Origin of the sequence: Azorhizobium sp. AG788, from assembly GCF_004364705.1 — a bacterium.
GTDB lineage: Bacteria > Pseudomonadota > Alphaproteobacteria > Rhizobiales > Xanthobacteraceae > Azorhizobium > Azorhizobium caulinodans.
In genome coordinates this window covers 160,524-174,318 of sequence record NZ_SOBM01000003.1, presented here as the reverse complement: position 1 = coordinate 174,318, position 13,795 = coordinate 160,524, and the positions used below count along the sequence as shown (strand labels likewise).

Annotated in this window: 11 protein-coding genes; 6 read left to right on the top strand and 5 right to left on the bottom strand. The window is 67.7% G+C overall.

What is annotated here, in order from left to right:
* The gene (locus DFO45_RS08550) at positions 1 to 405 is read left to right on the top strand and encodes a 4-oxalocrotonate tautomerase family protein (RefSeq protein WP_133864533.1); all 405 of its coding nucleotides are present in this window, start codon (positions 1 to 3) and stop codon (positions 403 to 405) included.
* A gap of 100 nt (positions 406 to 505) precedes the next feature.
* Positions 506 to 1,684 carry a site-specific DNA-methyltransferase gene (locus DFO45_RS08545; RefSeq protein WP_133864532.1) on the top strand — a complete coding sequence of 393 codons (1,179 nt, stop codon included), beginning with the start codon at positions 506 to 508 and terminating at the stop codon, positions 1,682 to 1,684.
* A 110-nt stretch (positions 1,685 to 1,794) separates the two neighbouring features.
* Here DFO45_RS08545 and DFO45_RS08540 read toward each other — a convergent pair whose 3' ends face one another.
* The 3 genes from DFO45_RS08540 to mutY form a co-directional block, all read right to left on the bottom strand.
* Positions 1,795 to 2,079, bottom strand: a complete 285-nt coding sequence (locus DFO45_RS08540; protein WP_043878794.1) for a hypothetical protein — start codon at positions 2,077 to 2,079, stop codon at positions 1,795 to 1,797.
* Positions 2,080 to 2,279: 200 nt separating this feature from the next.
* Positions 2,280 to 2,570: a hypothetical protein gene (locus DFO45_RS08535; protein WP_133864531.1), complete on the bottom strand. Its 291-nt coding sequence runs from the start codon at positions 2,568 to 2,570 to the stop codon at positions 2,280 to 2,282.
* A 156-nt stretch (positions 2,571 to 2,726) separates the two neighbouring features.
* The gene (mutY, locus tag DFO45_RS08530) at positions 2,727 to 3,809 is read right to left on the bottom strand and encodes an A/G-specific adenine glycosylase (protein ID WP_133864828.1); all 1,083 of its coding nucleotides are present in this window, start codon (positions 3,807 to 3,809) and stop codon (positions 2,727 to 2,729) included.
* 114 nt (positions 3,810 to 3,923) lie between these two features.
* Between mutY and DFO45_RS08525 the strand changes: the two genes are divergently transcribed.
* The gene (locus DFO45_RS08525) at positions 3,924 to 4,403 is read left to right on the top strand and encodes a DciA family protein (RefSeq protein ID WP_043878796.1); all 480 of its coding nucleotides are present in this window, start codon (positions 3,924 to 3,926) and stop codon (positions 4,401 to 4,403) included.
* A gap of 125 nt (positions 4,404 to 4,528) precedes the next feature.
* The gene (locus DFO45_RS08520) at positions 4,529 to 5,215 is read left to right on the top strand and encodes a DsbA family protein (RefSeq protein ID WP_208299761.1); all 687 of its coding nucleotides are present in this window, start codon (positions 4,529 to 4,531) and stop codon (positions 5,213 to 5,215) included.
* A 74-nt stretch (positions 5,216 to 5,289) separates the two neighbouring features.
* Here the strand turns inward: DFO45_RS08520 and DFO45_RS08515 are convergent, their stop codons facing one another.
* A complete protein-coding gene (locus tag DFO45_RS08515) occupies positions 5,290 to 5,877 on the bottom strand; it encodes a hypothetical protein (RefSeq protein ID WP_133864530.1) in 588 nt (195 codons plus the stop codon).
* A gap of 431 nt (positions 5,878 to 6,308) precedes the next feature.
* Between DFO45_RS08515 and gltB the strand changes: the two genes are divergently transcribed.
* Positions 6,309 to 11,000 carry a glutamate synthase large subunit gene (gltB, locus tag DFO45_RS08510; protein WP_043878798.1) on the top strand — a complete coding sequence of 1,564 codons (4,692 nt, stop codon included), beginning with the start codon at positions 6,309 to 6,311 and terminating at the stop codon, positions 10,998 to 11,000.
* 213 nt (positions 11,001 to 11,213) lie between these two features.
* Positions 11,214 to 12,638, top strand: coding sequence for a glutamate synthase subunit beta (locus tag DFO45_RS08505; protein ID WP_043878799.1), 1,425 nt, complete (start codon positions 11,214 to 11,216; stop codon positions 12,636 to 12,638).
* A 91-nt stretch (positions 12,639 to 12,729) separates the two neighbouring features.
* Here DFO45_RS08505 and DFO45_RS08500 read toward each other — a convergent pair whose 3' ends face one another.
* Complete coding sequence (locus DFO45_RS08500; RefSeq protein WP_043878800.1) at positions 12,730 to 13,311, bottom strand: YqaA family protein; 582 nt, start codon at positions 13,309 to 13,311, stop codon at positions 12,730 to 12,732.
* Positions 13,312 to 13,795 lie beyond the last annotated feature (484 nt).

Here is a 13,795-nt window from a genome sequence, read left to right as displayed (position 1 = left end):
ATGCCCATTCTCAATGTGAAGCTCTCAGCCCCCGCTGCCACCTCTGTCGCGCAGGTGGCGCAGACCCTGACCCGGCTGACGCAGGAGATCCTGCGCAAGGACCCGAATCTCACCGCCGTCGCCATCGACGTCGTGCCGGCGGACCAGTGGTTCATCGCCGGCCAGAGCCTTGCGCAGGCGGGTCTTGCCAGCTTCTGGCTCGATATCGTGGTGGTGGACGGCACCAATACCAAGGACGAGAAGGCCGCTTATGTGGCGGGCGTGTTCGCGGCCATGTCGGCGCTGCTCGGGCCGCTTCACCCGGAAAGCTATGTGCTGGTGCGGGAAGTAAAGGCGGATGCCTACGGCTATGGCGGCCTCACGCAGGAGCAGCGTTACGTGGAACGAAAGATGAAGGTCGCGTAAACGCGCAAATATTTGCGAAATGCCCTGACGCTAACTTCGCCTTTACCGGCGGCGCGCAACACTCTGCCCCACAGTAAGCGTTGCGTATGGGTTGCGTCTCATGAGTGTGGTGCGTAAAGGGGCGCCCCGCCGGGCGCCCCGCCTCTCCGGCGGGGTCGACTTCGCGGAACCGTCTCGCGCGATCCCGACGGACCGCATTCTGATCGGCGATTGCGTCGAGCAACTGGCGAGCCTGCCGCCGCACAGCGTCGACATGGTCTTCGCCGACCCGCCTTACAATCTCCAACTCCAGGGCGAACTGAAGCGTCCCGACGACAGCCGCGTCGATGCGGTTGACGATGCCTGGGACCAGTTCGAGAGCTTCGAGGCCTATGACGCCTTCACCCGCGCCTGGCTGCTGGCGGTTAAGCGGGTCATGAAGCCGAACGCGACCATCTGGGTCATCGGCTCCTATCACAACATCTTCCGCGTCGGCGCGCTGATGCAGGATCTGGGCTTCTGGATCCTGAACGACGTGGTGTGGCGCAAGTCGAACCCGATGCCGAACTTCCGCGGCCGGCGCTTCACCAATGCCCACGAGACCATGATCTGGGCCGCGCGCGATCCCGGCGCCAAGGGCTACCAGTTCAATTACGAGGCGCTGAAGGGCGGCAATGAGGATGTGCAGGTGCGCTCCGACTGGCTGATGCCCATCTGCACCGGCGGCGAGCGCCTCAAGGATGCGCAGGGCCGCAAGCTGCACCCGACGCAGAAGCCGGAAGCGCTGCTCGCCCGCGTGATGCTCTCGGCCTCCAAGCCCGGCGACGTGGTGCTCGATCCCTTCCTCGGCTCCGGCACCAGCGCGGCGGTGGCCAAGCGCCTGCGTCGCCACTTCGTCGGCGTCGAGCGCGACGAGACCTATGCGGCCGCCGCCGCCGCCCGCATCGATGCCATCGAGCCGCTGCCGGAAGCTGCCCTTGTGGCCCCGCCCAGCGCCCGCGAGGCGCCCCGCGTCGCCTTCTCGGCGCTGGTGGACAGCGGGCTTGTGACGCCCGGCCTCGAACTCACCGACGCCAAGGGCCATGTCCGGGCCGTGGTGCGCGCCGATGGCACCATCGCGCTCGTGAATGCCGCCACGCTGGCGGTGGGCTCCATTCATCGCATGGGCGCGCTGGCCCAGGGCGCGGAAGCCTGCAACGGCTGGACATTCTGGCATGTGGAGCAGGAAGGCCGCCGCCATCCCATCGATGTGCTGCGCGCCCGTCTGCGGGCCGAAATGGGCATCCGCTCGGAAGAGTGAGCCGAACCGATCTTCTGAAAACGGCAATGGGGCGGGCGGATCATCTCCGCTCGCCCCATTTGCGTTGAGGGCTTCAGGTCAGCCGTTCGGCGGCCTTTGCCGCCGGACGGTCACAGGCGGGAAGGAATGCCGAAGTGAGCCGGGCCCGAATGGGCATCCTTGTCCGAGAAGGGGCCGACAATGGCGTCCTGCGTCGCAGCCTGCGCCTGCGGAGCGGCCGTGCGAGCGGTGGCCTGCGCGGTGAAGGGCAGCAGGGGCTGGTTGTGCGCGGCGCTCTCGGCGGCGACCGCATACTGATCGCGGACTTCCTGAGTGGTGTATTCGTCCGCCTGGGCGACGCTGGTCAGCGACAGGCCGGCAACGAGGGCAAGAGCAGCATAAGACAGGGTGCGCATGGGAGTGTTCCTTGTTTGATGTTGGGGCGGCGTCAGCGCCGCTCCGTGTCGAGGGAAGAGATAGCTCTTTCCGATAGGGATATAATCGCCTTATTTCGAAGATGAATGCGTCCAAAACGGAAGCAATCGGGTCGCCTCCGTAGCGTTCAGGCGCCTCGACGCCTTCAGATGAGCGCTAAGCGGCCTTCACCCCTGGACGGTCACAGGCGGGAAGGAATGCCGAAGTGGGCCGGGCCCGAATGGGCATCCTTGTCCGAGAAGGGGCCGACGATGGCGTCCTGCGTCGCGGCAGGGGCCTGCGCCTTGGAGGCAGCGGTGCGGGCGGTGGCCTGCGCGGTAAAGGGCAGCAGGGGCTGGTTGTGCGCGGCGCTCTCGGCGGCGACCGCATATTGGTCGCGGACTTCCTGGGTGGTGTACTCGTCCGCCTGGGCGACGCTGGTCAGCGACAGGCCGGCGACGAGGGCGAGAGCGGCATAAGACAGGTTGCGCATGGGAGTCTTCCTTGTTCGATGTCGGGCGGCGTCAGCGCCGCTCCGTTTCGAGGGAAGAGATAGCCCTTTCGGTCCTGCGGATAATCGGCCGTTTGCGAAACTCATTATCCCGGATCGAGCAGTAATCCAGATCCGTTCTGCGGCGTTTAAGCTCCTTCAACCCTCGCCGATCCGCCCGTGCGCCAGCACCTTGCGCATGACGGAGGGCAGGGCCTCGCGGTCAAATCCGGAAGGGTGCACCCAGCGATGGCCATCGGGCGCCGGTGTGCGCGCCGGCACATCGGCCCGCAGCACGGACAGGGTGAGGGCGAAGTGGGTGAAGACATGCTCCACCGCGCCGGGCAGCGGCCGCCACCGTGCCGCCAGCGGGGCGTGGGTCGCCGGGGTTTCGGGTCTGGCGCCCCAGGGGGTTGAGGGCACCTCGGTCATCTTGGCCAGCAGTCCCTTGTCCGGGCGGGTGCGCAGGAGCACGGCGCCGTCCGCCCGAACGATCAGGAAGGCGACACCCTCGCGCCGGGGCTTCTCGCCCTTCGGCGCCTTTACCGGATAACGGGCGGGATCGCCCTCCGCCCGTGCGGTGCAGGGCTCCATCCAGGGGCAGAGCGGGCAGGCCGGGCTGCGCGGGGTGCAGATGGTGGCGCCGAGGTCCATCATGGCCTGCGCGAAATCGCCGGGCCGCCGCTCCGGCGTCAGCGCCGCGGCCAGCGCCTTGATGCGGGGCTTCGATTTGGGCAGCGGCTCGTCCACCGCATAGAGGCGGCTCACCACCCGCTCGATATTGCCGTCCACCGGGCTCGCTTTCAGATCGAAGGCGATGGCGGAGATCGCTGCGGCCGTATAGGGGCCGATGCCCGGCAGGTCGAGCAAGGCTGCCTCGTCGGCCGGGAAGTGTCCGCCGTGGCGCGCCACCACCGCCTTGGCGCAGGCGTGCAGGTTGCGGGCGCGCGCGTAATAGCCGAGCCCCGCCCAGGCCGAGAGCACCTCTTCCAGCGGCGCCTCCGCCAGATGCCGCACGGTGGGCCAGCGGCGCAGGAAATCGGTGAAATAGGGCCCGACCGCCTTCACCGTCGTCTGCTGGAGCATGATCTCCGACAGGAAGACGTGGTAGGGATCGGCGGTGCGTCCCGCTTCCGCCCGCCAGGGCAGGCGGCGTCTGTGCCGGTCATACCAGGCCAGCAGGGCCGAGGGGGCCGGGGCGGTGCTGGACCTGGGGGGCTGCCGTTTCGTGGCGGCGGGCATCGGGGCGGTCGGCTTGGCGGCGGTGGCGCGGGCGGTCATGGCGGCACCGTGCCGTCTGCCGCGGGCCGGGGCAAGGCCCTTCCCGTGGGTGGTTTTGGAGAACAGCGGTTCGTCATGCGCAAGCCGAAGCAGGCCCATCTGCTCGCCGATCTCGTCGGCCCCAGCATTGCCGAGGCGCTGGGCCGCGCGGGCTTTTCCATCGTCGAGATCGTCACCCACTGGGACGAGATCGTGGGGCCGGACCTCGCCCCGCGCACCCTGCCGCTGAAGATGCAGTGGCCGAACCGGCAGGGCACCGAGCCCGCAACCCTGATCGTGCGGGTGGAGGGGGCCTATGCCATCGAACTGCAATATGCGGCCCCGGTCGTGGTGGAGCGCATCAATGCCTATTTCGGCTGGCGCTGCGTCGGTCGTCTCGCCTTGCGGCAGGGGCCGGTGCCCCGGCGCAGCGGACCGCCGCCCCGCGTGCCGGAGCCCGCGCCCAGCGAGCTGGAAGCGGCGCGGCGCCTTGTTCCACCGGGCGAGGACGAGGCTCTCACCAGCGCGCTGACACGGCTGGGTGCCCTGGTGCGGCGCGAGCGCGGCGGCGGCTGACCCACGGCCGCACCGGCAGGTCGTCTGAAGCCTGCGCCGGAAAAGGTGAATGGGAAGGGGTTTGCCGCCGCACCCCTGCCATGTTAGCGCGATCCTGTCTGCGCCGAATGTTTCCGGAGACCTTCATGTTGCTTCACCGTCGCCGTTTCCTCGAAGGGGTCGGCTTCCTTGCCCTGGCCGGCGGCGTGGGCCTGCCGCTCGCCCGTCTTCTGGGCGTGTCCGTCGATCTTATCTCGCCGGCCGCCGCGCAGACCGTCGAAGACGCCAAGCTGACGGCGCCGGCCGCGAGCCCCCTGCCGGTGAAGGCGCTCGGCAATCCGAAGGCGCCGGTCACGATCATCGAATATGCCTCGATGACCTGCAGCCACTGCGCCGCCTTCGCCACGCAGACCTTCCCGACGCTCAAGACGAAATATGTGGACACCGGCAAGGTGTACTACATCCTGCGCGAGTTCCCGTTCGATCCGGTCTCCACCGCCGCCTTCATGCTGGCGCGCTGCGTGCCTGACGACAAATACTTCCCGATGGTCGATACCCTGTTCGAGACCCAGCGCTCCTGGGCCTTCGGCAACAATCCGGCCGCCGGCCTGCTCACCGTCGCCAAGCAGGCGGGCATGAGCGAGGCGGACTTCGAGAAGTGCCTCACCGACAAGGATCTCGCCGAGAAGGTTCAGGCGAGCGCCCAGTACGGCAACAAGGAACTGGGCGTCGATTCGACCCCGACCTTCTTCATCAACGGCAAAAAGATCGCCGGCGCGATCTCCATCGCCGATCTCGACAAGGAACTGGCGCCCCTGCTCCAGGGCAAGTGAGCCGTTCCGGTCCGGATGCGAAAAGGGCGGGTGCTGCGGCACCCGCCCTTTTTCGTTTGCGGCCTGCCCGCCGGTTATTCGCCGTCGGGATTGTTGGGATCGGGCGCCAGCGGGCCGCGCGGAACGGTGGGTGGCGGCGTGCCGATGAGCGAGCCGTTGCCGATGAGTGAGCCGCTGTCCACCACCGGCGGGCGGGGCGTCGAGGGAATGGGGCGGGAGGAGACCACCTGGCCCGAGCGCGCATCCACCGCCAGCATCACGTCGCCGGCGGCGGAACTGGCCTTCATGTAATAATAGCCTTGCGAGAGCTGCGGCGTGCCGACCCGCGCATAGCCGGCACCGCTGACGATGGCCTGAATCTGGTCCGGCGGGATCAGCGGGGCACCGGGCGGCATGGGGTTCTGGTCCGGCGGCATGGGCACGCTGATGTCCGGCTGGAGCCAGATGCCGGTGTTGGGGCCGGGCGGTCCGGGAGGGCCGGGCTGGGCCCCGCCGCCGCTCCATCCGCCGCCGTAGCCGCCATATCCCCCGCCGCCCGAGGGCGCGAAGGTGACACCCCGTTCCGCGGCATTGGCCGCCGGAACGGTGCTGGCGACGAGCACGAGTGCCGCGATGAGGCCGGCGCCGACGAGGCGCGGCCCCGGAATGCGGGCGGGTGTCATGACCTTTCCCCCGGAAGGTGTCCAAACGGCACGCACTCTCGATCATGAGGATTGCCGGAGGCTGGCGGGGCGTGTGGCCTGCGTCGGCGTGCCGCGCGAGCCGGTGAAAGCCACCAGCCTGCCGCACCGGGGAACCGGAAATCGCATGTTCGCAATAGCGTTGCGTGGGAGGGCTATTCTTCGTACCGTTGTTGCGCTCGGGACGGCGGCTGCGCAATTTATGCAGCGTCGACATGGCTCATGCGCATCAGCGTGCTTGTGGGCGTGCCGCTTTTCTGTCATGTTTCGAAAGAAAGGGCAGTCCTACTGCCCTATCGGCGTCCCCTTCAGCGTAGTTGGCGTGCGTTCAGGTCGAGCGTGCGCGCGCCTGCGCGAGGACAATGGGATGTCTGGATCGGCGAATGCCGGACTCAAGGAGAGGACCTGGGACAATGACCAACGTGGATCGCAGTATCGGGACGGCAAATGTGGCTCTTGGTGCCGCTAACGCCAAAGACCCGGCGATCGCGGGTCGCCCGGAAGCCTTCGGCCTGTTCGACCCGGCGCACGAGAAGGACTCCTGCGGCGTCGGCTTCATCGCCGACATCAAGGGCCGCAAGTCCCACAAGATCATTCAGGACGGCATCCAGATCCTGCTGAATCTGGAGCATCGCGGCGCCGTGGGCGCCGACCCGCGCGCCGGCGACGGCGCCGGCATGCTGGTGCAGATCCCGCACCGCTTCTTCGCCAAGGAGGCCGAGAAGCTCGGCTTCACGCTGCCCGAGCCCGGCCAGTATGCGGTGGGCCACATCTTCATGCCCCGCGACGCCGAGGGCCGCGAGATCGTGCGCGCCGCCTTCGAGCGCGTGGTGGCGGAAGAGGGCCTCGTCCTGCTCGGCTGGCGCACCGTGCCGACCGACAATTCCTCGCTCGGCGAGAGCGTGCTCCCCACCGAGCCGAACCACGAGCAGATCTTCATCGGCCACGGTGAGGCGCAGATGGACGAGGACGCCTTCGAGCGCCGCCTCTTCGTCATGCGCAAGGTGATCTCCAACGTCATCTATGACGCCAAGGACCCGCGCACCGCCGGCTATTACCCGGTGTCCATCTCCTGCCGGACGCTGGTCTACAAGGGCATGTTCCTCGCCGACCAGCTCGGGGCCTATTATCCGGACCTGCACGATCCGGACTTCGAGAGCGCGCTCGCCCTCGTGCACCAGCGCTTCTCCACCAACACCTTCCCGGCGTGGCCGCTGGCCCATCCCTACCGGATGGTCGCCCATAACGGCGAGATCAACACGCTACGCGGCAACGTGAACTGGATGGCGGCCCGCCAGGCCTCCGTCGACAGCGAGCTGTTCGGTGCTGACATCTCCAAGCTCTGGCCCATCTCCTATGAGGGCCAGTCGGACACCGCCTGCTTCGACAATGCGCTCGAGTTCCTGACCCAAGGCGGCTACGGCCTTGCCCATGCGGCCATGATGCTGGTGCCGGAAGCCTGGGCGGGCAACCCGCTCATGGATGAGGAGCGGCGCGCCTTCTACGAGTATCACGCGGCCCTCATGGAGCCGTGGGACGGCCCCGCTGCCATCGTCGCCACCGACGGCCGCCAGATCGTCGCCACGCTGGACCGCAACGGCCTGCGCCCGGCGCGCTATCTCGTCACCAGCGACGACACCATCGTGCTCGCCTCCGAATCCGGCGTGCTCACCGTCCCGGAAGAGAAGATCGTCACCAAGTGGCGCCTCCAGCCCGGCAAGATGCTGCTGGTGGATCTGAAGGAAGGTCGCCTTGTCCCCGACGAGGAGATCAAGACCGAGCTCGCCCGCGCCAATCCCTACAAGGACTGGCTGAAGCACACGCAGCTGGTGCTCGAGGACCTGCGCCCCGTGGAGGCGCGCGAGGTGCGCACCGACGTGTCCCTGCTCGATCGCCAGCAGGCCTTCGGCTACACGCAGGAAGACGTGAAGCTGCTGATGGCCCCCATGGCCATCACTGGTCAGGAAGCCGTGGGCTCCATGGGCACCGACACGCCCATCCCCGTGCTCTCCAACAATTCGAAGCTGCTCTACAACTACTTCCAGCAGAACTTCGCGCAGGTGACGAACCCGCCCATCGACCCGATCCGCGAGGAGATGGTCATGAGCCTCGTCTCCTTCATCGGGCCGCGGCCGAACATCTTCGACCTCGAAGGCACCGCCCGCCGCAAGCGTCTGGAAGTGCGCCAGCCCATCCTCACCAATGAGGACTTGGAGAAGATCCGCTCCATCGGCTTCATGGAGGAGCGGTTCGACACCCGCACGCTCGACATCACCTATCCCTCCGACAAGGGCGCGGCGGGGCTCGAAGGCGCGCTGGAGCGCCTGTGCGAACGCGCCGAGGCGGCGGTCCACGGCGGCTACAACATCATCATCCTGTCTGACCGCATGGTCGGCCCGGACCGCATCCCGATCCCGGCGCTGCTCGCCACCGCCGCCGTGCACCATCACCTGATCCGCAAGGGCCTGCGCACCTCCGTGGGCCTCGTGGTGGAGACGGGCGAGGCGCGCGAGGTGCACCATTTCGCCTGCCTCGCCGGCTATGGCGCGGAAGCGATCAACCCCTATCTCGCCTTCGAGACCCTGCTCGCGCTGGAAGACATTCCGGACGAGGTGGACGACACCGAGATCGTCAAGCGCTTCATCAAGTCCATCGACAAGGGGCTGCTGAAGGTGATGTCCAAGATGGGCATCTCCACCTACCAGTCCTATTGCGGCGCCCAGATCTTCGACGCGGTGGGGCTCTCCTCTGCCGTCATCGAGCGCTATTTCTTCGGCACCGCCTCGACCATCGAGGGCGTGGGCCTCGCCGAGATCGCCGAGGAGACGGTGCGCCGTCACCAGATCGCCTTCTCGGACGCCCCGGTCTATCGCCTCGCGCTCGATGTGGGCGGCGAATATGCCTACCGCATGCGCGGCGAGGACCATGCCTGGTCGCCCGACAGCGTCGCGGCGCTCCAGCATGCGGTGCGCGGCAATGCGCAGGACCGCTACCGCGACTTCGCCGATCAGGTGAACGAGCAGGACAAGCGGCTTCTCACCATCCGCTCGCTCTTCCGCCTCAAGGAAGCGCACGAGTTCGGCCGCGCGCCCATCGACATTTCCGAGGTCGAGCCGGCGGCCGACATCGTCAAGCGCTTCTCCACCGGCGCCATGTCGTTCGGCTCCATCTCCCGCGAGGCGCACACCACGCTCGCCATCGCCATGAACCGGATCGGCGGCAAGTCGAACACCGGCGAGGGCGGTGAGGAGGCCGAGCGCTTCAAGCCGCTGCCGAACGGCGACAGCGCCCGCTCCGCCATCAAGCAGGTGGCCTCCGGCCGCTTCGGCGTGACGGCGGAATATCTCGTCAATTCCGACGTGATGCAGATCAAGGTGGCGCAGGGTGCCAAGCCCGGCGAGGGCGGCCAGCTGCCCGGCCACAAGGTGGATGCGGTCATCGCCAAGGTGCGCCACTCCACCCCGGGCGTCGGCCTCATCTCCCCGCCGCCGCACCACGACATCTATTCCATCGAGGATCTGGCGCAGCTCATCTATGACCTGAAGAACGTCAATCCCGATGCGGACGTCTCGGTGAAGCTGGTGTCGGAAGTCGGCGTCGGCACGGTGGCGGCCGGCGTTGCCAAGGCGCGCGCGGACCACATCACCATCTCCGGCTTCGAGGGCGGCACGGGCGCCTCGCCGCTCACCTCCATCAAGCACGCGGGTTCGCCCTGGGAGATGGGCCTTGCCGAAACCCAGCAGACGCTGGTGGCCAACCGTCTGCGCGGCCGCGTGGCCCTGCAGGTGGACGGCGGCCTGCGCACTGGCCGGGACGTGGTCATCGGCGCGCTGCTCGGCGCGGACGAGTTCGGCTTCTCCACGGCGCCACTGATCGCCGCCGGCTGCATCATGATGCGCAAGTGCCACCTCAACACCTGCCCGGTTGGCGTCGCCACCCAGGACCCGGTGCTGCGCAAGCGCTTCAAGGGCACGCCCGAGCACGTCATCAACTACTTCTTCTTCGTCGCCGAGGACGTGCGCGAGATCATGGCCCAGCTTGGCTTCCGCACGGTGGCCGAGATGGTCGGCCGCGCCGACGTGCTGGACCAGAAGCCCGCCATCGACCACTGGAAGGCGAAGGGCCTCGACTTCAGCCGCATCTTCGCCGTGCCGCAGGTGCCGCCGACGGTTTCCGTCCGCCACACGGAGCGCCAGCACCACCCGATCGAGCACGTGCTCGACCGCACCCTCATCGCCAAGGCCGAGCCGGCGCTGGAGCGGGGCGAGAAGGTGGTGATCGACCATGCCATCCGCAGCGTGGACCGCTCCGCCGGCGCCATGCTCTCGGGCGCGGTCGCCAAGCGCTATGGCCATGCGGGCCTGCCCGACGGCACCATCGAGGTGAACCTGAAGGGCACCGCCGGCCAGGCCTTCGGCGCCTTCCTCGCGGCGGGCATCACCCTCAACCTTGAGGGCGAGGCCAATGACTATGTGGGCAAGGGCCTCTCGGGCGGCCGCATCATCGTGAAGCCGGCCGAGACCAGCGCCATCGTGGCGGAGAACTCGATCATCGTCGGCAACACCGTCATGTACGGCGCCACCGAGGGCGAGTGCTACTTCCGCGGCGTCGCCGGCGAGCGCTTCGCCGTGCGCAACTCCGGCGCCATTGCCGTCGTTGAAGGCACGGGCGATCACGGCTGCGAGTACATGACCGGCGGCGTGGTCGTCGTCATCGGCCAGACCGGGCGTAATTTCGCGGCCGGCATGTCCGGCGGCGTCGCCTATGTGCTGGACGAGGACAAGAGCTTCGCCAAGCGCTGCAACCTCTCCATGGTCGATCTCGAGCCGGTGGAAGAGGAAGAGGACCTGCTGGAACGCCTCCACCACCATGGCGGCGATCTGGAGTTCAAGGGCCGCATCGACGTGCAGGGCGACATGTCCCGCCACGACGAGGAGCGCCTGCACCAGTTGATCGTGAAGCACCTGCACTACACCGGTTCGCAGCGGGCGCAGACGATACTCGACAACTGGGCGGACTACCGCTCCAAGTTCGTGAAGGTGATGCCGGTCGAATACCGGCGCGCGCTCCGCGAGATGGAGAAACGCCTCCAGGCGGCGGAGTAAGCCGAACGACGGGCCGCGCCCTCGCGCGCGGCCCTCTCTTCTGGCACGGATGCCGGAAGTCGCCTCCGACCCGAACCTTCATTTGCGCCCCGCGCCGGCGAAAGGGCTGGCGTGCGCAAAAAGTGACGGGTCGAGAGTCCTCAAGCTGGAACAATTCTTGTAATGGGAGCTGCGGCGCGGTGCGCGCGACGAGGCTCCGCGGAGGGGTGTCTGATGGGTAAGGTCACGGGGTTCCTGGAGATCGATCGGCACGATCAGAAGTATCAGCCGGCGTCCGATCGCATTCGCCATTTCCGCGAGTTCACCCTGCCGCTGCCGGAGACGGAAGTCAGCAACCAGGCGGCGCGCTGCATGGATTGCGGCATCCCGTTCTGCCATGGCGACACCGGCTGCCCGGTGCACAACCAGATCCCGGACTGGAACGACCTCGTCTATAATGGCGAGTGGGAGGAAGCGGCCCGCAACCTCCACTCCACGAACAATTTCCCCGAGTTCACCGGCCGCGTCTGCCCCGCCCCGTGCGAGGAAGCCTGCACGCTGAACCTCGAGGACATGCCGGTCACCATCAAGACCGTGGAACAGTCCATCGCCGACAAGGCGTGGAAGATGGGCTGGATCAAGCCCGAGCCCCCGGCCCACCGCACCGGACGTTCCGTCGCCGTGGTTGGCTCCGGCCCGGCCGGCCTTGCCGCCGCACAGCAGCTTGCCCGTGCCGGCCATGACGTGCACGTCTTCGAGCGCGAGCCCAAGGCCGGCGGCCTGTTGCGCTACGGCATCCCCGATTTCAAGATGGAGAAGCACCACATCGACCGCCGCGTGGCGCAGATGGAAGCGGAGGGCGTGACCTTCCACTACGGCGTCAATGTGGGCGTGACGAAGCCGGTGCAGGAACTGCTCGACAGCTATGATGCGGTGCTGCTCGCCGGCGGCGCCGAGGCCCCGCGCGATCCCAAGCTGCCGGGCCAGGAACTGGAAGGCGTGCATTTCGCCATGCCCTATCTGGTGCAGCAGAACCGCCGCGTGGGCCATGAGGACACCGGCCGCGAGCATCCGCTGCTGGCCTCCGGCCGCCATGTGGTGGTGGTGGGCGGCGGCGACACCGCCTCCGACTGCGTGGGCACCGCCTTCCGCCAGGGCGCCCTCTCCGTCACCCAGCTCGACATCCGCCCGGTGCCGCCGGTGAAGGAGAACAAGCTGGCGGTGTGGCCCTTCTGGCCGACCAAGTTCCGCACCTCGTCCTCGCAGGCCGAGGGCGCCGAGCGCGAGTTCGCCTGCGCCACGCTCGGCATCGAGGGGCGCAACGGCCGGGTGACCGGCGTGAAGTGCGCCCGCGTCGATCACAAGCGCCAGCCGATCCCCGGCACGGAATTCGTGCTGCGCGCCGATCTCGTCTTCCTCGCCATCGGCTTCGCGAGCCCCATCCATGAGGGCCTGCTCGAGCAGTCGGGCGCGGATCTCGACGGGCGCGGCAATGTGAAGGCGAACGTCACGGACTATCAGACCTCCGTGCCGAAGCTCTATGCGGCGGGCGACATGCGGCGCGGCCAGTCGCTGGTGGTGTGGGCGATCCGCGAGGGCCGTCAGGCGGCCCACGCCATTGACCTCGCCCTCATGGGCACCACCACCCTGCCGCGCTGACCTGCGGCACCTTCTGAAACGAAAAGGCCGGGCGTTTGCCCGGCCGTTTGCATTTCCGATGGTGCGTTCCGGGCCCCGGCGCGGCGCTTCCTCAGACCAGATAGGCCGCCGCCACGAGGCCCAGCACCACGATGGCCAGAAGGCCCAGCGTCACGAGGCCGAGGCGGCGCTCGATGAAGTCGCGGGCGGCGGGGCCGAAATAGTGCAGCAGCGCGGCCAGCAGGAAGAAGCGGGCACCGCGGGTGATGACCGAGAGGACGACGAACCAGAACAGGCTGTAGTCCGCAAAGCCCGACGTGATGGTCACCAGCTTGTAGGGAATGGGCGTGAGGCCCTTCAGCAGGATCACCCAGTGACCGTAATGGGCATAGGCGGCGCGGAACGCGTCCACCTTCTGGCCATAGCCATAGAGATTGATGAGCCACAGGCCGAGGCTGTCATAGAGCAGGGCGCCGATGGCATAGCCCACGAGGCCGCCGAGCACCGAGGCGATGGTGGCAATCAGCGCATAGCGCCAGGCCTTGTCCGGCCGCGCCAGCGACATGGGCACCTGCAGCACGTCGGGCGGCACGGGAAAGATGGAGCTTTCCGCAAAGGCAACGATGGCGAGCGCCCAGGGAGCGGACGGACGCGCCGAATAGGCGAGCACCCAGTCATAGAGCTTGCGGATCATGGGGGACATCAGGGCTGGAGGTCAGGCCGGCGAAAGCCGGTGCGGGCATGGCACGTGCGCGGGCGGCAGCCCGGCGCATGGGTTCCCGGGTCAGGCTCTAGACGGAGGCGTGCGCCCTGTCCAGCGCTCCGGACAAGGCTCCCATGCGTGGCGGGCCCTGCCGTTTACCGGAGATCAAGCTTAATGCGACGCCCGCGGGAACAGTGTGGCGGGACTGTGCATTAACCGTTGCGAAGATGAGGCGGCCGACGCCCCATCCATGAAGGAGACGTTAACGTCTTGCCAACGCTTCCGTGGGACGGTGCGCCGAAGCGGGCGTCCTGCGGCCCCAACCCCTTCTCGAAGAGATCTCCCATGCTGAAGCGTATCGCCGTCTTTGCCGTTCTCGTGCTGGGCTATGTGCTGACCGGTGTCGCCCTGAGCGCCGGCACCAACCATGGCGCGCCGCCGATCGTCTCCGCCTCCGAGTGAGGGACGCTCAATT